Source organism: Bacteroides xylanisolvens, from assembly GCF_018289135.1.
Taxonomy (GTDB): domain Bacteria; phylum Bacteroidota; class Bacteroidia; order Bacteroidales; family Bacteroidaceae; genus Bacteroides; species Bacteroides xylanisolvens.
Window position 1 is genome coordinate 1,400,107 of record NZ_CP072216.1, and the last position, 24,618, is coordinate 1,424,724.

The window sequence follows — 24,618 nt, forward strand, 5'->3', positions numbered from 1 at the left end:
ATTAGCAGGTTAGTGATTAGTGATTAGCGGGGTGACCTGCCAACTTGTTTTTTATATGTTACTAAAGCACTATTCAAAAAAAAAGACTATCTTTGAGTACGTTTAATTCCAATTATAGCCATCAATGAGAAAACGGAATATTCTAATACTATTACTATCCATGATAGGTATGTATGCTTTTGCCTATCCAAATATGATTGTAGAACACTACACGGCTGAACGTGGTTTGCCTAATAATATCGTAAACTGTACATTAAAAGGACAAGACGGATTTATCTGGTTTGGTACCTGGTATGGACTATGCAGCTTTGACGGAAGTAAATTCCGTTCCTACGATAATCATGACGGCTTTTATTCCACAGATATTCCGCCGCGTAAAATTCAGCGTATCGTAGAAGATAAGAATGGTTTTCTGTGGATTAAGACTATCGACCGTAAACTCTATCTGTTCGATAAACGGCATGAGAGCTTTCATGCCGTCTACGACGATGTGAAAGAATATTCCGAGAACATTCAGATTATCAAGATTCAGACGACCGAAGACGGCGACGTATTGTTGCTGACAAAAGATAAAAGCCTTTTGCGTGCGTACACCGACAAGGAAGGTAAAATAACGATGAAACAATTGCATGATTCGCGTCCTAACGTGAACGTGTACGACATGCGTCTGAAACACAACATATTCTGCGAAACAGCCGAGTTTATCAATTGGATCGGTATGGATTATCAGATTCTGTCCCTACGGAAAGGGGAAGCGCTGAAAGACAAACCTGCCGACTTTATACAGAAAAAAGTATCTGCTAACCCGGATCAGTTTACTTGTGCCTCTTATAATTCTAAATTCTTATGGTTGGGAGACAAGAAAGGCCACATTTATAGCATTGATCCGCAAAACGGAGTGGTCAACCGTTACGAGATACCGGAAATCAAACAGCCGGTTTCTAATTTGCTGGTAACGGAATCCGGTTTGATGTACATTACCACCAACGAAGGAGCATACGAGTACAATATCGGCTACAAACAGTTGACCAAGCTCCCCTTTACCATCCCCGAAAAGGACAATGGAATTATATTCTATGATAAATATGATAAGGTATGGTTTCAGGAGGGTAACCAGGCATTGACCTATTATGATCCCCTGAACAGGAGCCATCACCGCTTTACATTCCCCAATCAGAACGCAATCGGCAATTTTGAAATGCAGGATGCCGGCGAACAAGGCATGTTCTTTATGACTCCGGGAGGAGAAATTCTTCTATTCGACAGGGAGAAACTGGAAATGACCCGTATCAACCAATTGAAGCCTTTCTCCGACGATCTTCCCAATCAGCTTTTCTTCCATCTTCTGCTGGATAAAGATGGCATCCTTTGGCTGGCATCTACGAGCAGCGGAGTATACAGGCTTAATTTCCCCAAGAAGCAATTCCAACTGCTGACAGAAGTTTCTCCATCTCCGGTGGTGCCCGAGAGATCGACTTCTTGGAATCAGGGAATACGTGCTCTCTTCCAGGCGCAAAATGGGGATATTTGGGTAGGAACCCGCTGGCAAGCCTTGTATCGCCTGGATCGTAACGGACAAGTGAAACAAATCTTCTCGGATAAGAACTATCTGTTAGGAGCCGTATATCATATTATGGAAGACAAAGACGGTAATCTTTGGTTTTCCACCAAGGGAAACGGGCTTGTTAAAGCCGAACCGGACATGAATTCACCGCACGGGTTGCGTTTTACCCGTTATATCAATGACCCCAAGAATCCGAATTCTATCAGTAACAACGATGTGTACTTTACTTATCAGGACAGCCAGGGACGCATTTGGGTAGGATTACTGGGAGGAGGTCTGAATCTAATTTCCGAAGAGAACGGAGCAATTACCTTTATACATAAATACAATGGCTTGAAACAATATCCTGCATACGGTCTTTATATGGAGGTACGTACCATGACGGAAGATGAAGACGGACGTATTTGGGTAGGAACAATGGATGGCCTGATGTCTTTCGACGGACATTTCACTACCCCCGAACAGATCCAGTTTGAAACGTACCGCCAGGTCAGCGAAAATTCAAACGTAGCGGATAATGATATTTATGTACTCTACAAAGATACTGATTCGCAAATCTGGGTAAGTGTATTCGGAGGCGGTTTGAATAAATTAGTCCGCTATGATAAAGAAAAGCGTGAACCGATCTTCAAATCATACGGCATACGCGAAGGAATGAATAACGATGTAGTCAAATCCATCGTAGAAGATAAAAACGGCAACTTGTGGTTTACAACGGAAATTGGCTTGTCCTGCTTCAATAAGGCTACCGAACAGTTTCGTAACTACGACAAATACGACGGTTTCCTGAACGTAGAACTGGAAGAGGGTAGTGCCCTCCGTACCTTGAATGGAGATTTGTGGATTGGTACCCGGCAGGGAATCCTGACATTCTCTCCCGACAAACTGGAAACATTGCATACGAACTACGATACACGTATTGTTGACTTTAAAGTTTCCAACCGCGATCTGCGTAGTTTCCGCGAATGTCCGATTCTGAAAGAATCCATCACATACGCCAAAGCAATCGAACTGAACTACAATCAATCCATGTTCACGATTGAATTTGCCGCATTGAATTTCTATAATCAGAACCGGGTATCTTACCGATATATACTTGAAGGATATGAAAAAGAATGGCATTATAACGGAAAGAATCGTATCGCTTCTTATACCAACGTACCTCCCGGCGACTATACATTCCGTGTAGAAACCGTAGATGAAGCCAATCCGGAGCTGGTTTCCAACTGTACACTGGCCATCACTATCCTTCCACCGTGGTGGTTGAGCTGGTGGGCAACCCTTATATATGTAATTCTAGGTTTGGCAGCTCTCTATTTCAGCCTGCGCCTGGCTTTCTTCATGCTCAAAATGAAGAATGATATTTATATCGAGCAGAAGGTATCAGAGATGAAAATCAAGTTCTTTACCAATATCTCCCATGAATTGCGCACTCCTTTGACATTGATAAAAGGTCCGATACAGGAACTAAGAGAACGCGAAAAGCTCTCTCCGAAAGGATTGCAATATGTGGATCTGATGGAGAAGAACACCAATCAAATGCTGCAATTAGTGAATCAGATCCTTGATTTCCGGAAGATTCAGAACGGCAAGATGCGTTTGCATGTGTCATTAATTGATTTTAATGAGATGATAGCTTCTTTCCAAAAAGAATTCCGGGTACTTTCCGAAGAAAACGAGATCAGTTTTACTTTCCAGTTGCCGGATGAACCGATTATGGTATGGGCGGACAAGGAAAAAATGAGCATTGTTATCCGCAACATCATATCCAACGCATTCAAATTCACTCATTCCGGAGGAAGTATTTATATAACTACCGGATTGACAGACGACGGTAAACGTTGTTACGTACGGGTGGAAGATAACGGAGTAGGTATTCCACAAAATAAACTGACCGAGATTTTCGAACGCTTCTCGCAAGGAGAGAACGCGAAAAACTCCTATTATCAGGGCACGGGTATCGGATTGGCACTTTCAAAAGAGATTGTCAATCTGCATCACGGACAGATTCGTGCCGAAAGTCCCGAAGGACAAGGAGCGGTGTTTATTGTGGAACTCCTGATGGATAAGGAGCATTACCGCCCGTCGGAAGTAGATTTCTATGTGGGAGATACGGAGACAGCCCCTATTGCGGTAGAACAAGATCCTGTTGCAAATGCCATATCCGAAGACGGTACGGAGGAAGAAGAACCGGAAATCGACGCTTCATTACCGACCCTTCTGTTGGTGGAAGATAACAAAGACCTTTGCCAGTTGATAAAGCTTCAGTTGGAAGACAAGTTTAATATCCATATTGCTAATAACGGAGTGGAAGGTTTGAAGAAAATACATCTGTATCATCCGGATATTGTGGTGACCGATCAGATGATGCCCGAAATGGATGGGCTTGAAATGTTGCAATCCATCCGCAAAGATTTCCAAATCAGCCATATCCCTGTCATTATCCTGACTGCGAAGAATGATGAAGGCGCCAAGACCAAAGCGATCACTTTAGGGGCGAACGCCTACATCACCAAACCTTTCAGTAAGGAATATCTGTTGGCACGTATCGACCAGTTGCTTGCCGAACGGAAACTGTTCCGTGAACGAATCCGTCAGCAAATGGAAAACCAGACGACGACCGAAGAAGACAGCTACGAACAATTTTTGGTAAAGAAAGACGTACAGTTCCTCGAAAAGATACATCAGGTCATTGAAGAAAATATGGACGACAGTGACTTTAACATTGACACCATAGCATCCGGTATCGGATTGAGCCGTTCGGCATTCTTCAAGAAACTGAAGAGTCTTACCGGCCTGGCACCCGTCGATCTGGTAAAAGAGATTCGTTTGAATAAATCTATCGAGCTGATTAAAAATACGGATTTAAGTGTTTCCGAAATTGCTTTTGCTGTCGGATTCAAGGATTCGGGATATTATAGCAAGTGTTTCCGGAAAAAATATAATCAGTCCCCTCGCGAATATATGAATGAATGGCGGAAAGGAGAGAGATAACCGATTACAAAATGCTTTCTTAATCGTCCTTTTAGAAACCTAATTAAGATTCGAAAGAATGAACAACATTAAGAAAGTATTATCAGCGTGGATGCTGGTTGCCTGTGTACTACCTGTGGCAGCCCAGTATCCTGTAATTCCGGACTCGGTAAAAGCAAGAGGAGCAAAACAAGAAGCGGAGTTTGAACGGAAATCGGATGCGGCATGGGAAAAAGCTTTGCCGACAGTGTTAGAAGAAGCAAAGAAAGGTCGTCCCTATAAGCCTTGGGCCTCCAAACCCGAAGATTTGATAAAAAGTAATATCCCGGCTTTCCCCGGCGCGGAAGGCGGAGGTATGTATACTCCCGGTGGTCGTGGAGGTAAAGTGATCGTGGTCACTTCGCTGGAAGATTCCGGCCCCGGAACATTACGCGAAGCCTGCGAAACGGGAGGTGCACGTATTATTGTATTCAATGTAGCGGGAGTGATTCGTTTGAAAAGCCCGATTAGTGTACGTGCCCCTTATGTAACGATTGCCGGACAAACGGCTCCCGGAGATGGTATCTGCGTCACCGGACAATCTTTCCTGATCGATACACACGATGTCGTGATTCGTCACATGCGCTTCCGCCGCGGTGCGCAGGACGTAGCTTTCCGTGATGATGCAGTAGGAGGGAATGCGGTTGGAAATATTATGGTAGACCATTGCTCCGCCAGTTGGGGATTGGATGAAAATATGTCTATCTACCGTCATGTATACAACAGAGGGGCAGACGGACACGGGCTGAAACTTCCGACGGTAAACATTACCATCCAGAATTCTATTTTCTCTGAAGCATTGGATACCTACAATCATGCTTTCGGTGCAACCATCGGTGGGCATAACAGTATGTTCTGCCGTAATCTTTTTGCTTCCAACATCAGCCGGAACAGTTCGGTAGGTATGGACGGCGACTTTAACTTCGTCAATAATGTTGTTTTCAACTGGTGGAACCGTTCCGTAGACGGAGGCGATCACAACAGTTTCTACAATATGATAAACAACTATTTCAAACCCGGTCCGATCACTCCAATAGGTAAACCGATTTCTTATCGTATTCTCAAACCGGAAGCAGGACGTGACAAAAACAGACCACTTTCATTCGGAAAAGCATACGTAAACGGAAATATTATCCATGGCAATGCCAAAGTTACAAAAGATAACTGGGACGGAGGCGTACAACTTAAAGAAGAGGTGGACGCCGCAAAGTTTTTGCCGCTAATTAAATCGGACGAGGCTTTCAAAATGCCACCGGTAACTGTAATGGATACCAAAAAAGCTTATACCTTTGTATTAGATAATGTAGGAGCTAATTTTCCGAAACGTGACGCAGTAGATGCACGTGTCATTAAAACCGTACAAACAGGAAAGGCCATTTATGCGAAAGATGCACCGGAGTTTGTCTCTCCTTACGTGAAGAGACGGTTACCGGCTGATTCTTACAAGCAAGGTATCATCACAGATATTCGTCAGGTAGGCGGACTGCCCGAATATAAAGGTGAAGCGGTAGTAGACTCGGACGGCGACGGTATGCCGGATGCTTGGGAAATTGCCAACGGATTGAATCCGAACGACCCGGCTGACGCAAACATGGACTGCAACGGTGACGGATATACCAATATTGAAAAATACATCAATGGTATAGACACCAGAAAGAAAGTGGACTGGACAGACTTGAAGAACAATTACGATACATTGTCTAAACGGAAAAGTCTGTTGTAACCGGATGAAAAGAGATTAAAGTTTATTGTAATGAAAATACAAGTAAGAACGATCCTTTTAGGATTATTGAGCATTGGGTTTGTGCAAAGTTATGCGCAAACCTTTGCTTTACAGGTTAAGAATGACCAGATCACTTACCTGAATGATGATCGGGGAAACCGGATTCTCGATTTCTCTACATGCGGATATAAATCCTCCGAACAGGATATTCCTTCTGTCCGTAATGTGGTATTTGTACCCTGGAAAGCCGGAGATAATACTGCGCGTATTCAACGTGCCATTGATTATGTAGCTTCGCTGACTCCTGACGCTTCCGGTTTTCGGGGAGCCGTATTACTCGATCAGGGAGAGTTTTCCCTGTCCGGCAGTATTCGTATCTCCGCATCCGGAATTGTATTGCGGGGAACGGATAAAGAAAAAACAATACTGCTGAAAAAGGGCGTAGACAGAGGTGCGCTTATCTATATGGAAGGAGTGGACGACCTGAATGTGCAAGACACATTGAAGGTGCTTTCCCACTATGTTCCGGTAAACGCGAGAAGATTGGAAGTTGCTTCGGGTGTTTCTCTGAAAAAAGGAGATCGCGTCATGGTTACCCGTCCTTCCGGCAAAGAATGGATTGCCTCTTTGGGTTGTGATATTTTTGGAGGAGGTATCAGTGCTTTGGGATGGAAAGAAGGTGACATGGATCTGACTTGGGACAGAACAGTCTGCGAAGTAAACGGCAACCAGATAACACTGGATGCTCCGCTGACCGTGGCTTTGGATGCCAACTATGGAACTTCTTCCCTGTTGACTTATCAATGGAACGGACGTATTCACGATTGTGGCGTAGAAAATATGACACTGATTTCTGATTACGACAAGCGTTATCCTAAAGACGAGGATCATTGCTGGACAGGTATCTCCATTGAAGATGCGGAAAACTGTTGGGTGAGACTGGTTAATTTCAAGCATTTTGCAGGAAGTGCTGTAATTGTTCAGCGTACAGGTTCCAAAATTACCGTTGAAGACTGTATCTCGAAAGAACCCGTTTCAGAAATCGGAGGGATGCGTCGTTGCACTTTCCATACGCTGGGACAACAAACTTTATTTCAACGCTGCTATTCGGAACAGGGTATTCATGACTTTGCTGCCGGATATTGTGCAGCCGGTCCCAATGCTTTTGTACAATGTGATTCGTATGAATCTTTGGGATTCAGCGGTTCTATTGATGCCTGGGCATGCGGACTGCTGTTTGACGTAGTAAATATCGACGGTCATAACCTGACTTTCAAGAATTTGGGACAAGATAAAAACGGAGCCGGTTGGAATACGGCAAACAGTTTGTTTTGGCAATGTACCGCAGCGGAAATCGAATGTTATGCCCCGGCAAAAGATGCGATGAACCGTGCATACGGTTGTTGGGCACAATTCTCCGGTGACGGTGAATGGGCACAATCCAACAATCATGTACAACCTCGTAGTATTTTTTATGCTCAATTGGGAGAACGATTGAACAAAGAATGTGCGGAACGTGCACGTATTCTGCCCAGAAATACAAGTGCAACCAGTAGTCCTACAGTGGAAGTAGCTATGGAACTCGCTAAAGAAGCATATAAACCACGGTTGACGTTGGAACATTGGATCGGTGATAATAAGTTTGCTCCTTCAGTAGCATCAACCGGAGTAAAATCAATCGATGATATTAAAGAGAAAAAGAGCGCTGCACTTGCAAATTCTTCTTCTACTGCTGCTAAATTATTAACCCAACCGGAAGTAACTGTAACCAATGGACGTATTCAGATGAACGGTGCTCTATTGGTTGGAGGCAGTCATACCACCCCTTGGTGGAACGGAAAGCTCAAAACCAATTATCTGAAAAAGGCAAGTCCGGCCATCACCCGCTTTGTGCCGGGACGCGAGGGATTGGGATTAACCGACCGCATTGATTCTGTAGTTGACTTTATGAAACAGAAAAACATTCTTGTTTTCGATCAGAATTACGGTCTTTGGTATGATCGTCGCCGGGATGACCACGAACGGGTTCGCCGTCGGGATGGTGATGTATGGGGACCTTTCTATGAACAGCCATTCGGTCGTAGCGGTCAGGGAACAGCATGGGAAGGATTGAGCAAATATGATTTGAAACGCCCTAATGCATGGTACTGGAGCCGCTTAAAAGAATTTGCAGAAAAAGGAAATAAGGACGGACTGCTGTTGTTCCATGAAAACTATTTCCAGCACAATATATTGGAAGCCGGTGCGCATTGGGTAGATTCTCCATGGAGAAGCAGCAATAACATCAATCAGACCGGATTTCCTGAACCTGCTCCATTTGCCGGAGACAAACGAATCTTTGTGGCGGATATGTTCTATGATATCAGTCATCCTGTCCGTCGTGAACTGCACAGACAATATATCCGCCAATGCCTGAATAACTTCGCGGACAATTCGAATGTTATTCAGTTGACAAGTGCCGAATTTACAGGCCCGTTGCACTTCGTACAATTTTGGTTGGACGTGATAGCTGAATGGGAAACTGAAACCGGGAAGAAAGCGAAAGTGGCATTGAGTACAACGAAAGACGTACAGGATGCAATCCTTGCAGATCCTAAACGCGCTGCCGTAGTAGATATTATTGATATCCGGTACTGGCATTATAAAACAGATGGAATCTTTGCGCCAGAAGGCGGAAAAAATATGGCGCCACGTCAGCACATGCGTAAGATGAAAGTGGGAAAGGTGACTTTCACAGAAGCATATAAAGCTGTCAATGAGTATCGTCAGAAATTTCCTCAAAAGGCAGTGACATTCTACGCACAGAATTATCCGGCTATGGGATGGGCTGTATTCATGGCAGGAGGTTCATGTCCTGTAATTCCGTGCACAGATAAAGCGTTCCTGAAGGATGCAGCAGCCATGGAAGTGGAAGAAACAAATACGGATGAGTACAAGAAAATGGTAAAATCTGATATTGGAAGTATCATTTATTCCAAGTCCGGAACAGAAATTCCTGTTCAATTATCGTCCGGAAAGTATGTATTAAAGTACATTCATCCTGCTTCCGGAAAGATTGAAACGATAAATAAATCACTGAAAATAAATGGCTTATACAATCTAAAGGTGCCAGATAAGAAAGAAGGCATTTATTGGTTCCATAAGTTATAAAGCAAAGAATCCCGTTGAAGACCATTCAGCGGGATTTTTGCTTTTTATTGGTAATTTCTAGTAAAAGAGTGTTATAAAACATGATACTTGTTTTTTCAATCCACAAACCAGATTTTACCCAAAGTTGCGGTCGATACTGCTTAGTTTTGCAACATCAAATCAATCGAATTAATGCTATGATGGAACAGACTAATCATTCAACCGACACTTTGCTCGCTTCTTTTCAAGCGGGAAACATGGCAGCTTTTTCACAGCTGTATAACTTGCACATCAATGTCCTTTTTAATTACGGATTGAAGTTGACCATTGATAAAGAGTTACTGAAAGATTGTATTCATGACATCTTCGTGAAACTCTATACAAAGAAAGATGAATTAGGAACAATCGATAATTTGAGATCTTATTTATTCATCTCTTTAAAGAATAAGTTGTGTGATGAACTTCGCAGACGTATGTATATGTCTGATACGGCAGTAGAAGAAGTTAGCATATCCACTCCTACAGATGTAGAAGATGATTATATGGAAGAAGAGCAACGCAAAAATGAATTTTCATTGGTTAGACGTCTGCTGGATCAATTATCTCCCCGCCAACGCGAAGCGCTTACATTATATTATATAGAAGAAAAGAAATACGAGGATATCTGCGAGATTATGAATATGAATTATCAGTCTGTACGCAACTTGATGCATCGCGGATTGACAAAGTTGCGTAGTCTGGCAAGTTAATTTTAGTAAAAAGGTAAATGGGTTGAGTACATAGACAGGATAACGCCGTCCTACTTATGTAAACGCTTAAAAAGGATGCGATATGTGCTCAAAGGTAATGGATTTTTTGACGGATGATGATTTTATCAACTATGTGCTGGGTGTAACTCCGCAATCAGCTTCCCAATGGGAAACTTATTTCAGAGAGCACCCGGAAGAGATGGCAGATGCAGAAGAAGCTAAAGCTGTATTATTGGCTCCGGCAAATGTAGACTGTGGCTTCTCAATAGTTGAAAATAACGAATTGAAAGATAGGATTATTAGTAGTATAAAAGATTTTTCGGGTATTTTGTAGATAGGTTAGTATAGTTAAGATAAAGTAGTTAGGTTAGTTAAGGCATTAAAAGATTGACGCAGTCTTTCACAGGAAGTTTAATTTTAAACACTGTGAAAGGCTGCGTTTTTTATTTGTTCTATTCAGGTTTATCGCTAGATTCCTGAATATTGAAAGCACTACTGAAACTGACAATTAATACGATGCATCCGCCCAATATACCGATAAGCATATAAGCGATACGGATATCGAACGCCTGCGAGATGGCACCGATAAGCAGGGGAGCAATCAACGAACCTATAAAACTGATACTTGACAGAATGGTAAGTGCAATACTGACCGGTGTTTTTGATTTGGCTCCCACGAAGCTGTACAAAGTAGGCACAATGCAGGATATTCCCAAGCCGACCAGCATGAAACCCAAAGAATTGATAATTACTTTCATGGCCATAGATTCGAAAACTCCTCCTAACAGGGCAGAAACAAAAAAGCCGATACAGATAAAGCTGCCCGCCAGTTGCAGGACTTTCTTCTTTCCCCAAAGCTGATAAGCATAGTTAGTCAAGAAACGGCCCGTTGCCATCATAATCATAAATACAAGAAAACCGATTTGCAATGATTTAGGTACATGAACCACTGATTCGAAATAAACGGCACTCCAGTCGAACATCGCACTTTCTACAATCAGTGCGAACAGTCCGACAAGTCCTAACTGCAAAAGCAACATTTCTGGTTTTTGAAATAACAGGCGAAAACCATTGGGAGCTTTGGCTGTATTTCTTTCCTGCGTCTTTGTATCAGAAACTTCCGTTTCCTGCGGTGCGCTCTCCTGCAAATATTTCCGCCCGGAAAGTGCAATTATAAGGATGATGATAAATATCAGTGTATAATGCCAGATGGGGGAGACTCCTGCCAAAATCATTACGAAGCCGATAAGTGCTCCTGCACATGCCCCCAGACTCCATCCTCCATGAAAAGTGGCCATAATGGTTTTACCATAGATACGTTCCACCTCAATGCCTTGTGTATTGAATGATATATCGCACAAATTCCAGCACACACCGAAGCAAAAGAGCAGAAAGCCTAATAGATAGACCTCATGGGCCAGCCCAATGCAAAGCAGAGATGAAGCGTATCCCAAGATACTGACCTGTACCATGCTCCGGCTTCCTAACTTTGAAACAAGATAACCAGCCAAGGGGATCGCAACAAATTTTCCGACAGGGATCATAAATAAAATCAGTCCCCAGTAGAAAGCATAATTTGCGGCAAAAACGTCTTTGAAATCAGGGATTCGGCTGGCCCAACTTGCCATACAAAGTCCTTGAGCGAAGAAAAAAGTCAATATGGCAAAGCGTATTCTCTCTTTTGGATGCGTAAATTGGTTATTCATGCATTTTTTATTTTTAATCGCGGCAAAGGTATCTATTTTTTTTGTACTTTTGCGCCCGATTTAAAAATATCATATTCATGAAGACAGGCGAATCTTTATTATCCATAGGTAAATTTATTGCAGAATATTCAGCCCATTTAATGGGGGCCGGAGTACACACCTCGCGGGTGGTACGCAACACAAAGCGTATTGGAGAGGCTTTCGGACTAGATGTCAAATTAAGCGTATTTCATAGAAACATCATTCTGACTATTATAGACAAAGAAACAAACGAGGCTTGTAACGAGGTTATAGACATTCCTGCACACCCGATCAGTTTTGAACATAATTCAGAGTTAAGCGCATTAAGCTGGGAAGCAGTAGACAATCATTTGTCATTGGAAGAATTGAAAGACAAATACAAGAAGATTATTTCTGCTCCGCGGATACATCCGCTTTTCGTTTTACTACTGGTAGGATTTGCCAATGCGTCTTTCTGCAAATTGTTCGGCGGTGATTTAATTTCGATGGGAATTGTGTTCTCGGCTACCATTACAGGATTCTACCTGAAACAACAAATGCAGGCGAAAAAGATCAATCATTATGTTGTATTTATAGTCTCGGCTTTTGTTGCTTCCCTGTGTGCTTCCACCGCGCTGATTTTCGACACAACTTCGGAGATTGCCATGGCAACCAGCGTGCTTTATCTTGTGCCTGGGGTGCCTTTGATTAATGGCGTGATTGATGTGGTAGAGGGATATGTATTAACAGGATTTGCCCGTCTGACAGAGGCTTCTTTGTTGATTGTCAGCATCGCTATCGGACTTTCCTTCACATTATTAATGGTAAAAAACAGTTTAATTTGATATGATAGCACTTGACATTCTTACGGATGGATTTTTTGCAGCAATAGCAGGTATAGGATTTGGTGCGATTTCCGATCCTCCTTTGCGTGCATTCAAAATGATTGCCATACTGGCAGCACTGGGACACGCCTGTCGTTTTTGTTTGATGACCTATTTAGGCGTGGATATTGCCACAGGTTCGTTGTTTGCCGGATTAGTCATCGGCTTCGGTAGTTTGTGGTTAGGGAAAAAAGTATATTGCCCGATGACGGTATTGTACATTCCGGCGTTACTTCCCATGATTCCGGGAAAGTTTGCATACAACATGGTATTTTCACTTATCATGTGTCTGCAAAATGTGAATGATCCGGATAAGCTGGACAAGTTTATGTCGATGTTCTTCTCTAATACTCTGATAGCAAGCACAGTGATTTTCATGTTGGCGGTAGGAGCTACGTTCCCGATGTTCCTGTTCCCACATAGAGCCTTTTCATTAACAAGACACTAAAACGAACTTTTATGGAGATTTTTTGGAGAACAATTGCATATTATAATTCAGCTACCTGGCTGTTACAGATAGTTATCATTCTGATTGGTATTGCATTGACCGGATTGCTTATCGGCAGACCACGTCCGTGGGTGAAAATGGCGATGAAGTTCTATATGATAGGTCTGTATACGTGGATTTCTCTGGTCTACTATTATATCTACTGTGAAGAGCGTAGCTATAATGGGGTGATGGCTATGTTTTGGGGTGTGATGGCTATCATTTGGATATGGGATACGATTACGGGATATACTACCTTCGAACGTACCCACAAATATGATCTACTGTCTTATGTCCTGTTGGCAATGCCTTTTATATATCCTTTGGTTTCATTGGCACGCGGACTTTCATTCCCGGAAATGACTTCTCCGGTCATGCCTTGTTCGGTAGTTGTGTTTACCATCGGATTGTTATTGCTGTTTGCGCAAAAGGTCAATATGTTTTTGGTATTGTTCCTTTGCCACTGGTCGCTGATCGGATTATCCAAAACTTATTTCTTTCAGATTCCGGAAGATTTCTTGTTGGCAAGTGCCACGATCCCCGGCCTGTATCTTTTCTTTAGGGAGTATTTCCTGAATAATCTGCATGCCGACACCAAGCCGAAAGCAAAATATATCAATTGGCTGTTGATAAGCGTTTGCGTCGGACTGGCCGTGTTGCTGACTACTACCATGTTTTTGGAATTGGTTCCGAAAGGTTAATCCGGAAACATAGAAGATATTCAAATCAAAAAAGAGGCCGTTCAAAAAAGCCTTGATTTTACAAAATCGTCCTTACTACGATAGGTTGTAGTAAGGACGATTTTTCTTTTAGAAACTTTGGGAACAGTTTCTTTTATATATCGTATCGTTTACTTAATTGCGTAGAATATCCGTAAGGCACACTGCATCACTGCATCAGGCAACCATTTTTTGCTCTTCGCAAACAATACCTGTATCCAGGGACCTACTTTCGTCCGAAAAGGAGGATTGGTACGTTCCACTATCTTACAGATGGCAGCACCCAACTTCCGCGGATGGCATCCATTACGTTCTTCTTTTTCTATAATCTCTAATGATTTCAGAAAACTTTCTCCGTAATCGGCATCCAGTCTTGTCTGTTCAGAAATATTCCGGTTATCAGTAAATCCGGTGTTGAAGTCTCCCGGTTCTACTACACAAACCTTTATATGGAACGGATGAACCTCTAAAGCCAATGCTTCGCTATATCCCTCCACTGCAAATTTCGAAGCAGAATAAAATCCCTGATAGGGGATTCCCATTACACCACCGATAGAACTGATATTGATAATCTTGCCCTTTCGTGCCTTTCGCATAGATGGCAAAACAGCTTTACACATATTCACTACACCGAAGAAGTTTGTATTCATTTGTATATTCACTTCTTCTTCAGTGGCAAGTTCCAATGCGCCGCCGATACCTATTCCAGCATTATTAATCAATACATCAATCCGTCCCTGCTCCGATAGAATCCGCTCTACGGCCTGACAAACGGAAAAGGAATTGGTGACATCGACAACAAGCATTTTTACATGATTCATGCCTTCAGAAGGTTTCCGGCTTGTTCCATAAACGATGTGCCCACGTTCCGATAACATTTGAGCGGTAATCTTACCGAATCCGGAAGATGCTCCGGTGATAAGTATGACTTGTGGTTGCATATTTCTTATTTGCGGTATGGTACTAACTGCTCAATTATCATTTCTCCAAGATAGCAGTCATTTCTTCCCGCCAATCTTCACCATTCTTCGGTTGGAACGTTTCAAATCCCAGTTCTTTGCCGATTTGGATATTAGAAGCGCCGTCATCAACAAATAAAGTTTCGGAAGGAATGATATTACAATCATTCACCATAAATTCGAAAATTTCGGGTGCAGGTTTCGTGTGACCGACCTGATAAGACAAATATAGTTTGTCACAATAATCATTCAACGGCTTTTTCTTCGATGAGAAATCGGGGCTGCATGCCCACGACATAACAAAAGGATTGGTATTACTTAAAATATACACATGATAGGACTTTCTCAATTCCAATATATAATCGAGCTTATTTAGATTTACTTCGTTGAAAAAGCCCAGCCATGCCTGTTTGGTTTCCTCCATCGTCAATGGACGGCCACATAAATCTCCCAGTTGTTTCCGAAACTCATCCGCACTTAGCTTTCCTTCTTCCAGTTCTTGAAAGATGCCGGTCTGGTGATATTTATCCAGCCGGGTATCAGCATCTGCCAGTCCCAGTTTGATAAATGCCTGAACCGCTTTGTCACGATCAATATCTACAATCACTCCTCCAAAATCAAATACAATGTTTTTAATCATGATATATAATTTTCTTGTTTGCTACAAAGATACGGCTTATCTTCTTAATTAATAGCCCGCATCGGCTTGATATTTGTCAAAAAAACATAGTGACGCTATCCTGTCAGGATAGTGACGCCATTTAGCAAGGATAGTGTCACTATAAGAACAGGATAGCGTCACTATATTTTGTGTAACTTATAGAAGCATAAATGCCGATTATTTTTTATATTTGCAAATCCAATCAATCCTTTGCAAAGACAAAAATAGAGTTATGAATAATCTTCGAATTTTATTGTATATGATGCTCCTTTCACTAGCTGCCTGCCATCCGGAAGGAACAAGCGTGAAGCAAGGACTGGACAAGGCTGCGCAACTGATGGAACAGGACCCTGATACAGCATCCATTATTCTTGAGACTATTCAGTCAAGCCAAATGAATGAAGCTCAACTGGCAGAGTATAATTTATTGTGTACCCAGCTCAACGAGGATAAAAACATTCCTCATTCCTCTGATAAGCAGATTAGGCAGGCGGCATCTTATTATGAGAAACACGGTGATGAATATCAAAAATCTAAAGTATATTATTATCTTGCCTGTGTAGAAAGTGATTTGGAACAGAAAGAGGATGCAGAAATCCACTTTAAGGAGGCAATCAAACTTGCCAAAGAAACAGAGGAATACGATCATCTGGCAAAAATATGCAAACGATGTAGTCTTTATTATCAGAAATATGGTAACTTTGATGAAGCACTGGAAATGGAAAGAAAGGCATACGCCAGTCAGTTGATATTAAATGATAACAAAAGTGATTCTTCGGTCATTCTGTCTTCTGCTTTAGGTATGTTTGGTGTGATGTCTTTGTTGCTTGGACTACTCTGGAAGAAAAACCGGCACGCACTTTCCCAACTGAATCTTTTCAAAGAGGAAATACTGAAGAAAGATGTCGAATCGGATAAGCTGATGTTGCGGTGTAATCATCTCGAAGAGAAGTATCAGTCTCTTCAGTTACATATCTATGAAAGTTCTCCGGTTGTCTCAAAAGTACGGCAATTTAAGGAACGGAATGTTTTGTCTTCTAAAATCCCTTCTTTCTCCGAGAAAGACTGGACAGAGTTGCTGCGACTTCAAGAAAATGTCTATGGACTTGTTTCTAAATTGAAAGAGATAAGTCCAAAACTCACGGAAGAAGATTTAAGGGTATGTGCTTTTCTACGGGAAGGAGTTCAACCGGCTTATTTTGCTGATTTAATGAAACTTACTACCGAAACACTAACACGAAGAATTTCCAGAATAAAAACGGAGAAACTGATGCTGATAAACTCGAAAGAATCATTGGAAGATATTATTAAATCACTGGGGACTTCACCACTTTAACGGAGAAATTTATTTCAGTGCAGAAATGAATGAAAGTTTTGTCTACTATAAAGTTGAAAAAACATAAAACATCTGCCACCTGCAACGAAAAGCGTGTAATATACTAGTTGACAAATAGTTGGAGCGTTGCAGATACCTGCGGCAGATAGGTTGCAGATAAAGTATCTGCAACACGTTATATAATCAAAGAAAAAGCCTTGATTCCTTTATGCAAAGCTATGGGATAATTGGGATGGCTCTATGGATAATTTGTAGTGTCCCTACGGAGAAACGACAGTATCCTTACGTAGAAACTGTAGTGTCCTGCCTTGGGAACTCTCGTTTCCTACCGTGGAAACTGTAGTTTCTAATGCAGGAAACGACAATTCCCCGCTTGGATTGTACTGTACTGGATTTAGTTGACAACTTCGTTTGTTATACCTAAGTTAGTTAACTCAATATATTTTAAAACCTAAATAAGTTTACTTGTCCCTTTGTAATTCCTTAATAAGTTGTCATATTAAAGATGTTGCAAACATATGTATCTTTTCTTATAAATGCAAGACTTCGGGCTGTAAACTTCATTAAACAACAAAAACTCTTCGCTCGGGGATCGCCCTCGCGGCAAGGGGCGGGAGCACCCGTCCCGACGAGCGGGACTTCAACTACCTTTTTCCGCGTACTTACGAATATGTTCCATCGGTGTTTTCATTTGTATACCTTGATGGGGTCGAACATAATTGTATGCATATATGGCGTCGCTTATACGTTTATCCAACTGTTCAAAGCTGTCATCTTCGCAGTCAAACAACCACCCATTCTTGATCGTGTTATTCATCCGTTCAGCCAGGGCATTATGTAGCGGATCTCCACACTGCGTCATACTAATATTGATATGATGTTTCTTGAGCATATCCACATACAGGTTTGAGCAGTATTGCACTCCCCGGTCAGAATGGTGTATGAGACTACTCAAATCAACATTGTATCTGTTGTAAAAGTCTATAGCCATCCTCAGTGCCTTTAAGGGACCTTCCGCTTCAAGTGTTTTGCACAGGGCATATCCAACTATCGCCCGACTGCCCGCATCGGTAAGAAGAGACAGGTAAGCCCATCCCTGGTACGTGGCAACATAGGTTATGTCCGCTACAACCATTGAACCGAATGTGTCAGCTACAAATTTAGGAGTAACATTTAGCAAGTCCGGATAAATGTAATAATTATGATTAGAATTTGTTGTCTTTGGTCTCACATGTCTGACACGTTGACACAGGCCATTAGCACGAAAAATATTATAGCATTGATCACGCCCAATGACCATCCTGACACCAAACTTGCGGAGACAGCATGCATAGAGTTCACGTATACCAGCCTTAGGCATAAGTTTACGTAACTCATTACAATACAACACAATGCTTGATGTGAGGATGTCTATTTCCTTTTTTCTGTTGACATGCTTATAATAACCTTGTCTGGTTATGCCGAAGTAATCACAGAGGAACTGTAGCCTACCGCGCATATGACGGGCAGAGTTCCCCTGTGACAAGGTATCGATTACTTGGCATCGGAGTTTTTTCGAACCTTGATGTGATAGGTTGACTCAGCAAGATTTATTAATTCCTCACAAGCTTCATGACGAAGACTTTCCTCCTGAAGAGCACGCTGAAGTTTGCGATTTTCGGCACGCAATGCAGCGAGTTCTTTCTCCAGTTCATTGAGAGACTCAGCAGAGTATTTGTTGAAAGAGGGGTGGTCTGTACTCATAACTTTATCATTTATATGATACTTATCAAGCCAAAGAATCAGCAGACGACGGCAAATACCGGTACGTTTGGCAAACTGATACTTCGTTTCCGAAGTAGATAAATACTCACGAATATAAGACATTCGTTCGGATTCTGTGTAAGGAGTGTACTTCTTTTTTAATTCTTTCATGGGAATTTCGCATTTAAGAAGTGTCAACTTATTTAGTACACTACAGATACAGGAAGTTATGTATTCAAATAAACTTTTGCCCTCCTGGAGAATCAGCCTATGTAAAGTTTATACTGTGTTGCAGATAAAGTATCTGCAACCTATCTGCCGCAGGTATCTGCAACGTTCCAACTATTTATCAATTAGCACATTACACGCTTTTCGTTGCAGGTGGCAGATGTTTTTACGTTTTTCAACTTTATAGTAGAGGATTACGCATCACAATTATGCTCAAAACCGTAAGTCATAAATAAAATTCACCTCTGTGCCCTCTGTGTCCTCTGTGGTGAAAACCCGTGCAGAAATAAGCTAAAACTGAAGAAACAATGAAATTACAGAATAAATAAATTTCCCCTATATATATGCTGTCTGCTTTTGTCTGTATTTAGACTTCCATTAAGTTTGAATATCAACAAATTACGGAATCATCCTGTCCGTATCTGTCCGGTTAAAAACACTTATCATATATGCATGTTCTGTAACTTTGCAAACAAAAAAATGACAGAACAATGAGTTACTTATTATTTAAAAGAGGAAACGATTTAGGAGGTTGGATTGTCTTTCTGATAGCAGCTTTTGTGTATGGAATGACTATTGAACCTACCGCAAGTTTTTGGGATTGTCCCGAATTTATTTCGTGTGCCGAAAAGCTACAAGTAGGTCATCCACCGGGAGCACCTTTCTATATGCTTGTCGGGAATCTATTCACCCAGTTTGCATCCGATGCTTCGCAAGTATCGCGCATGGTCAACTTTTTAAATGCACTGTTAAGTGCAGGGTGCATTTTGTTTCTTTTTTGGAGTATTACCCGATTGGTGCGAAGCATACTTACGGATGATGCACGGAAGCTATCAACGACCGACGTAATTATCATTTTAGGAGCAGGGTTTGTAGGAGCTTTGGCTTACACCTTCAGCGATACATTCTGGTTCAGTGCGGTAGAGGGTGAAGTATATGCCTTCTCTTCCTTCCTCACAGCTTTGGTTTTTTGGATGATTCTTCGCTGGCAGGACGAAGCAGATTCAATATCCGGCGACCGCTGGATTATCCTGATAGCCTATATTATAGGACTTTCCATCGGAGTACACCTGCTCAATCTGCTTTGTATTCCTGCTATTGTATTGGTGTTCTATTACCGGAAATACCAAGCTGTATCACTCAAGGGAGTGATCGGAACGATTGCGCTGTCCGGTCTTCTTATTGTATTGATTCTCTTTGTTTATATACCCGGAATGGCTGATATGGGAGGATGGTTCGAGCTATTCTTCGTCAATGTATTAGGATTTCCTTTCCAAACAGGATTAATCATTTTTCTGACTTTAGTCCTGTCTTTGTTGATAGGAGCCATCTACCGATTCAGAAAACGCATAGTACATACCGGTTTATGGTGCCTACTCATGCTCACCATAGGATATACCACTTATGCGGTCATATTGATTCGTGCCAATGCCAATACATCGCTTAATGAAAATGCACCGGATCATATTTTCACGCTCAAAAGCTACCTGAATCGCGAACAGTATGAAAGTGCCCCTTTACTTTACGGAAGAACCTACGCTTCCGAACCGGAGTATGTGCCCGAAGGAGACTATTACAAAGTAAAAACGAAAAAAGGTAGTGCCATATATCGACAAGATAAAGAAGAAGGCAAGTATAAAATCATCGGCTATAAAGAAAATGTGTGCTACACTCAAAATATGTTGTTTCCGCGAATGTGGAATGATCGTTTGGCTGCTTCTTATAAAGGATGGTCGGGAAGCACGAATGATGTACCCACACAAAAAGAGAACCTGACTTATTTCATTACATACCAACTCAACTACATGTATGTACGTTATTTCCTATGGAATTTTGTCGGACGGCAGAATGATATTCAAGGAAGCGGTGAACCGGAACACGGCAACTGGATTACCGGAATTTCCTGGCTTGACAATCTGCGCTTGGGAGATCAGAAGCTTTTACCGGAATCTTTGCAGCAGAATAAAGGCCACAATGTTTTCTATGGCTTGCCGTTTTTATTAGGACTACTTGGTATCTATTGGCAATGGGCACGTGGAAAGAAAGGCAAGCAACAATTCAGTGTCTTGTTTTTCCTTTTCTTTATGACCGGATTGGCGATTGTGCTCTATCTGAATCAGACTCCCGGACAACCTCGCGAACGGGATTATGCGTATGCAGGTTCGTTCTATGCCTTCGCTATCTGGATCGGGATGGGAGCTGCCGGATGCTGTGATATGCTTCGTCGGAAGCACTTTAAAGTTCTCCCGGTCAGCTTACTCATGCTGCTTTGCCTACTCATCCCCGTACAAATGGCAAGCCAGACTTGGGACGATCACGACCGGAGCAACCGGTATACTTGCCGTGACTTTGGGGCTAATTATCTAATGACGCTTCCCGATACAGGAAATCCGATTATATTCTGTAACGGAGACAATGATACGTTCCCTTTATGGTATAATCAGGACACGGAAGAGGTACGCAGAGATGCACGCATCTGCAACTTAAGTTATGCGCAAACCGACTGGTATATTTATCAGCAACAATGTCCTCTATACAATGCTCCCGGACTACCGATCAGCTGGGAACAAAATCAATATCAAGAGGGAAAGAACGAATATGTAGCCGTTCGTCCGGAGTTGAAAAAACAAATAGAAGAATTGTATCAAAAGCATCCCGAAGAAGCCCGTGACAGTTTTGGAGATGATCCGTATGAGATAAAGAATATCTTGAAACATTGGGTATTTGCAGAGAAGCAGGAGTTTCATGTGATACCTACCGATACAATAAACATTCATATCGATAAGGATGCAGTGCTTCGTTCGGGAATGATGCTACCTAAAGCCATTCGTCATTTAAAAGGAGAAGAATTGAAAAATGCGATGCCGGATAAACTATCTATTTCTCTGAAAGATATACGTCTGCTGACTAAAGTAGATTTGCTCATACTCGAAATATTGGCTAACTGCAACTGGGAACGTCCGTTATACATGGCTATCTCGGTGGGAAATGCCACTCAATTGAAGTTTGATGATTACTTTGTCCAGGAAGGATTGGCATTCCGGTTTACCCCGTTTAATTATAAAAAATGGGGAGACGCGGAAAGGGACAATGGATATGCAATAGATACGGAGAAATTCTACGAGAATGTGATGAACAGATATAAATATGGAGGATTAGATACTCCCGGACTTTATCTGGACGAAACGACTATGCGCATCTGCTACTCCCACCGAAGACTCTTTGCCCAACTGGCTAAAGAACTGGTGAAACAAGGAGATAATGCCCGTGCCCAAAAAGTATTAGCGTATGCCGAACAAGCTATTCCGGCGTATAATGTACCTCAAGTATACGAGAGTGGTTCGTATGATATAGCCACAGCTTATGCCTCCATAGGAGAAACCGGGAAAGCGATCACTTTATTGAATGATCTGATATCAGAATCGAGAGATTATATCGACTGGGCTTTCTCGCTGGGAGATAGCCGGATAGAAATGGTTCAACGGGATTGCCTGTATAAGTTCTGGCAGTGGAATCAGTGCAATGAATTACTGAAAGATATGGATAAAGAGAGGTATAAACAGAGTAATCAGCAGTTTGAAGAGAAATACATGCGACTCGCTCAACTAATGAATTATCAAAACTAAACTCAAGAAAGATGAAAACGAAAATAGTAAAAGAGAAAGAACAGGAAACTGTATTAAGCAAAAAGAATTACATCATTTTAATAATCGGTTCGATATTGATTATCGCAGGATATATATTGATGAGCGGCGAGGGGAGTACCCTTGCCGCCTATCATCCCGATATATTTAGCGAAACACGCATACGTATTGCCCCTTTAGTCTGTTTGTTAGGCTATCTGCTGAATGTATTTGGTATTCTTTACCGACCATTAAAATAAAATAAATCCTCCTAATATCATTAATATTTCAAAAAAGAGCATTCATATAAGATAAATTATTGTTTCTTTTGTCCTAATGAAATGAAAGTTGGGAAATAGTATGAGTAATAACATTGATATAAAAACGCTGGAGGCCTTTCAGGATGGGAATCACAAGGCCTTTGAGACTATTTTTATAGCATACTACAACAAAACCAAAACATTCATTGACGGATATATAAAATCGGAGCCCGATGCAGAAGAGCTGACAGAGGATTTATTTGTCAATCTTTGGATCAATCGTCATTCCATTGATACATCCAAATCATTCAATTCTTATTTGCACACCATTGCCAGAAATGCAGCCATCAACTTCCTGAAACATAAATATGTGTGCGATGCCTATCTGAACAACAACCAAGATACAGAATATAGCTCTACTTCCGAAGAAGACCTTATTGCCAAGGAACTGGAAATGCTGATTGACAAACTTGTCGGAGGAATGCCCGAACAACGGAGAATGATTTATACATTGAGCCGTAACGAAGGATTATCCAATGCCGAAATTGCCGAACGCCTGAATACTACCAAAAGAAATGTTGAAAGCCAGTTAAGCCTTGCTTTGAAAGAAATACGGAAGGTTATTTCATGTTTTTTGGTATCATTGTTATAGGATCATTTTCGTCTTCATCCTGCTTTTTTCAAAAAAATATTCATTTTCTTATTGAGCTTTTTGCCACCAAACTGTATATATAGTAAAGTGCAGCAAAAATGAAGAAAAGTAATATCAGTAAAATCATCAAAATGTTCCTCTCCGCCCGTTTTCCATCCGAAACGGAAGAAAAAGTGCAGAAGTGGATCATCAAAGATAAAAATCAGCAGGCGAAAGCTAAAGCTTCACTGGATTTTTGGAATGAATTGGACGTAGAAGCCGATTCAAATACTTATGCTTCATTGGAACGGGTAAATTTAAGAACAGGATATAATAAGGAACATCTGACCAACATAGTTTCTTATCAGAAATTTGCCCGTATTGCCGCCGTTATTATTCCTTTGTTTTTATTTGCAGGAGGAATGTTCTACTATCTTTCTCCCCACAACGAAATGATAGAAGTATCCGTTGCCTACGGAGAACAGAAACACCTGATCTTACCAGACAGTTCGGAAGTATGGTTGAACGCGGGAAGTACCATTTTATATCCGGAAACTTTTGCCAAAGATAAACGCTTGGTCATGCTTGACGGCGAAGCTTATTTCTCTGTCAAAAAAGATACCGCAAGTCCTTTTATTGTAGAAGCATCCCAACTTTCGGTGAAAGTGCTCGGAACCAGATTCAACGTGAAAGCCTATCCTAATGATGAGAAAATAACTACTACATTGACTAGCGGTAAGGTGGAAGTGAGCGTTCAGTCCCAACCTCCCCATATACTAAAGCCCAATGAGCAGCTTACATACGACAAAAAATCATCAGACATCCATATATCAATGATAGATACCAATGATACCAACTGCTGGATAGTGGGAAAACTAGTCTTTACCAATGCCAGTGCCGGAGAAATATTCCGAACCTTGGAAAGGCACTACAACACCACGATTGATAATACAGCAACTATCCCCACATCGAAACGATATACAGTCAAGTTTCTAAAAGATGAAAGCCTGGATGAAATACTGAATATATTGAAAGATATAATCGGCTTTGATTATCAGCAGTATGAAAAAAAAATAGTAGTAACCCAACCATAAAAAAGAAACAGCCTATGAATAAAAAGAACCGGGAAGTAGCTTGAGACCCTCTTCCCAGTTCTGAAATGTCTACCCTCATTCAACAAGTGACGTAAAATGAAGTATCAACA

General features: G+C 41.6%; 18 protein-coding genes. 13 read left to right on the forward strand and 5 right to left on the reverse strand.

The window, feature by feature from the left end; all coding sequences use genetic code 11:
• Positions 1–124: 124 nt before the first annotated feature.
• The 5 genes from INE92_RS05755 to INE92_RS05775 all read left to right on the forward strand — a co-directional run bounded on the left by INE92_RS05755 (position 125) and on the right by INE92_RS05775 (position 10,511).
• Positions 125–4,558, forward strand: a complete 4,434-nt coding sequence (locus INE92_RS05755; protein WP_117610560.1) for a hybrid sensor histidine kinase/response regulator transcription factor — start codon at positions 125–127, stop codon at positions 4,556–4,558.
• A 58-nt stretch (positions 4,559–4,616) separates the two neighbouring features.
• Positions 4,617–6,299, forward strand: coding sequence for a thrombospondin type 3 repeat-containing protein (locus tag INE92_RS05760; protein ID WP_099147306.1), 1,683 nt, complete (start codon positions 4,617–4,619; stop codon positions 6,297–6,299).
• A 30-nt stretch (positions 6,300–6,329) separates the two neighbouring features.
• Entirely contained in the window at positions 6,330–9,449 is a 3,120-nt protein-coding gene (locus INE92_RS05765) for a DUF6298 domain-containing protein (RefSeq protein ID WP_212701982.1), read from the forward strand.
• Between the two features lie 176 nt (positions 9,450–9,625).
• Positions 9,626–10,177: an RNA polymerase sigma factor gene (locus INE92_RS05770; RefSeq protein WP_004296026.1), complete on the forward strand. Its 552-nt coding sequence runs from the start codon at positions 9,626–9,628 to the stop codon at positions 10,175–10,177.
• Between the two features lie 82 nt (positions 10,178–10,259).
• A complete protein-coding gene (locus INE92_RS05775; protein WP_004309749.1) occupies positions 10,260–10,511 on the forward strand; it encodes a hypothetical protein in 252 nt (83 codons plus the stop codon).
• A gap of 118 nt (positions 10,512–10,629) precedes the next feature.
• Here the strand turns inward: INE92_RS05775 and INE92_RS05780 are convergent, their stop codons facing one another.
• A complete protein-coding gene (locus tag INE92_RS05780; protein ID WP_008640300.1) occupies positions 10,630–11,883 on the reverse strand; it encodes an MFS transporter in 1,254 nt (417 codons plus the stop codon).
• A 77-nt stretch (positions 11,884–11,960) separates the two neighbouring features.
• Between INE92_RS05780 and INE92_RS05785 the strand changes: the two genes are divergently transcribed.
• The 3 genes from INE92_RS05785 to INE92_RS05795 are packed head-to-tail and all read left to right on the forward strand — an operon-like array spanning position 11,961 to position 13,955.
• A complete protein-coding gene (locus INE92_RS05785; protein ID WP_004296023.1) occupies positions 11,961–12,728 on the forward strand; it encodes a threonine/serine exporter family protein in 768 nt (255 codons plus the stop codon).
• A 1-nt stretch (position 12,729) separates the two neighbouring features.
• Positions 12,730–13,215 carry a threonine/serine exporter family protein gene (locus tag INE92_RS05790; protein ID WP_004309747.1) on the forward strand — a complete coding sequence of 162 codons (486 nt, stop codon included), beginning with the start codon at positions 12,730–12,732 and terminating at the stop codon, positions 13,213–13,215.
• 11 nt (positions 13,216–13,226) lie between these two features.
• Positions 13,227–13,955 (forward strand): DUF6064 family protein, encoded by a 729-nt coding sequence (locus INE92_RS05795; RefSeq protein WP_004309746.1) that lies wholly within the window; start codon positions 13,227–13,229, stop codon positions 13,953–13,955.
• A gap of 149 nt (positions 13,956–14,104) precedes the next feature.
• Here the strand turns inward: INE92_RS05795 and kdsR are convergent, their stop codons facing one another.
• Positions 14,105–14,914, reverse strand: a complete 810-nt coding sequence (kdsR, locus tag INE92_RS05800) for a 3-ketodihydrosphingosine reductase (protein WP_015531093.1) — start codon at positions 14,912–14,914, stop codon at positions 14,105–14,107.
• 37 nt (positions 14,915–14,951) lie between these two features.
• A complete protein-coding gene (locus INE92_RS05805; protein ID WP_015531094.1) occupies positions 14,952–15,572 on the reverse strand; it encodes an HAD family hydrolase in 621 nt (206 codons plus the stop codon).
• 253 nt (positions 15,573–15,825) lie between these two features.
• Between INE92_RS05805 and INE92_RS05810 the strand changes: the two genes are divergently transcribed.
• Complete coding sequence (locus INE92_RS05810; RefSeq protein WP_128859224.1) at positions 15,826–16,929, forward strand: tetratricopeptide repeat protein; 1,104 nt, start codon at positions 15,826–15,828, stop codon at positions 16,927–16,929.
• A gap of 640 nt (positions 16,930–17,569) precedes the next feature.
• On the opposite strand, the gene INE92_RS05815 is transcribed toward INE92_RS05810, so the two are convergent.
• Both INE92_RS05815 and INE92_RS05820 read right to left on the reverse strand, forming a co-directional pair.
• On the reverse strand, positions 17,570–18,427 hold the full coding sequence (locus INE92_RS05815; protein ID WP_015533000.1) for an IS3 family transposase: 858 nt from the start codon (positions 18,425–18,427) through the stop codon (positions 17,570–17,572).
• Positions 18,428–18,462: 35 nt separating this feature from the next.
• Positions 18,463–18,843 carry a hypothetical protein gene (locus INE92_RS05820; protein ID WP_015532999.1) on the reverse strand — a complete coding sequence of 127 codons (381 nt, stop codon included), beginning with the start codon at positions 18,841–18,843 and terminating at the stop codon, positions 18,463–18,465.
• Between the two features lie 548 nt (positions 18,844–19,391).
• On the opposite strand from INE92_RS05820, the gene INE92_RS05825 reads away from it, so the two are divergent.
• The 4 genes from INE92_RS05825 (at position 19,392) to INE92_RS05840 (ending at position 24,508) form a co-directional block, all read left to right on the forward strand.
• Positions 19,392–22,526, forward strand: a complete 3,135-nt coding sequence (locus INE92_RS05825; protein WP_015531096.1) for a glycosyltransferase family 117 protein — start codon at positions 19,392–19,394, stop codon at positions 22,524–22,526.
• An 11-nt stretch (positions 22,527–22,537) separates the two neighbouring features.
• On the forward strand, positions 22,538–22,783 hold the full coding sequence (locus INE92_RS05830) for a DUF3098 domain-containing protein (RefSeq protein ID WP_015531097.1): 246 nt from the start codon (positions 22,538–22,540) through the stop codon (positions 22,781–22,783).
• Positions 22,784–22,883: 100 nt separating this feature from the next.
• Entirely contained in the window at positions 22,884–23,435 is a 552-nt protein-coding gene (locus INE92_RS05835; protein WP_008647509.1) for an RNA polymerase sigma-70 factor, read from the forward strand.
• Between the two features lie 98 nt (positions 23,436–23,533).
• The gene (locus tag INE92_RS05840; protein ID WP_004314335.1) at positions 23,534–24,508 is read left to right on the forward strand and encodes a FecR family protein; all 975 of its coding nucleotides are present in this window, start codon (positions 23,534–23,536) and stop codon (positions 24,506–24,508) included.
• The last annotated feature ends 110 nt before the right edge of the window (positions 24,509–24,618 follow it).

Coding starts and splice junctions, on each gene's coding strand:
- INE92_RS05815 (WP_015533000.1), bottom strand. CDS start 18,427: ATGCGCGGTAGGCTACAGTTCCTCTGTGATTACTTCGGCATAACCAGA.
- INE92_RS05785 (WP_004296023.1), top strand. CDS start 11,961: ATGAAGACAGGCGAATCTTTATTATCCATAGGTAAATTTATTGCAGAA.
- INE92_RS05790 (WP_004309747.1), top strand. CDS start 12,730: ATGATAGCACTTGACATTCTTACGGATGGATTTTTTGCAGCAATAGCA.
- INE92_RS05775 (WP_004309749.1), top strand. CDS start 10,260: ATGTGCTCAAAGGTAATGGATTTTTTGACGGATGATGATTTTATCAAC.
- INE92_RS05810 (WP_128859224.1), top strand. CDS start 15,826: ATGAATAATCTTCGAATTTTATTGTATATGATGCTCCTTTCACTAGCT.
- INE92_RS05835 (WP_008647509.1), top strand. CDS start 22,884: ATGAGTAATAACATTGATATAAAAACGCTGGAGGCCTTTCAGGATGGG.
- INE92_RS05825 (WP_015531096.1), top strand. CDS start 19,392: ATGAGTTACTTATTATTTAAAAGAGGAAACGATTTAGGAGGTTGGATT.
- INE92_RS05765 (WP_212701982.1), top strand. CDS start 6,330: ATGAAAATACAAGTAAGAACGATCCTTTTAGGATTATTGAGCATTGGG.
- kdsR (WP_015531093.1), bottom strand. CDS start 14,914: ATGCAACCACAAGTCATACTTATCACCGGAGCATCTTCCGGATTCGGT.
- INE92_RS05805 (WP_015531094.1), bottom strand. CDS start 15,572: ATGATTAAAAACATTGTATTTGATTTTGGAGGAGTGATTGTAGATATT.
- INE92_RS05755 (WP_117610560.1), top strand. CDS start 125: ATGAGAAAACGGAATATTCTAATACTATTACTATCCATGATAGGTATG.
- INE92_RS05840 (WP_004314335.1), top strand. CDS start 23,534: ATGAAGAAAAGTAATATCAGTAAAATCATCAAAATGTTCCTCTCCGCC.
- INE92_RS05780 (WP_008640300.1), bottom strand. CDS start 11,883: ATGAATAACCAATTTACGCATCCAAAAGAGAGAATACGCTTTGCCATA.
- INE92_RS05770 (WP_004296026.1), top strand. CDS start 9,626: ATGATGGAACAGACTAATCATTCAACCGACACTTTGCTCGCTTCTTTT.
- INE92_RS05760 (WP_099147306.1), top strand. CDS start 4,617: ATGAACAACATTAAGAAAGTATTATCAGCGTGGATGCTGGTTGCCTGT.
- INE92_RS05820 (WP_015532999.1), bottom strand. CDS start 18,843: ATGAAAGAATTAAAAAAGAAGTACACTCCTTACACAGAATCCGAACGA.
- INE92_RS05830 (WP_015531097.1), top strand. CDS start 22,538: ATGAAAACGAAAATAGTAAAAGAGAAAGAACAGGAAACTGTATTAAGC.
- INE92_RS05795 (WP_004309746.1), top strand. CDS start 13,227: ATGGAGATTTTTTGGAGAACAATTGCATATTATAATTCAGCTACCTGG.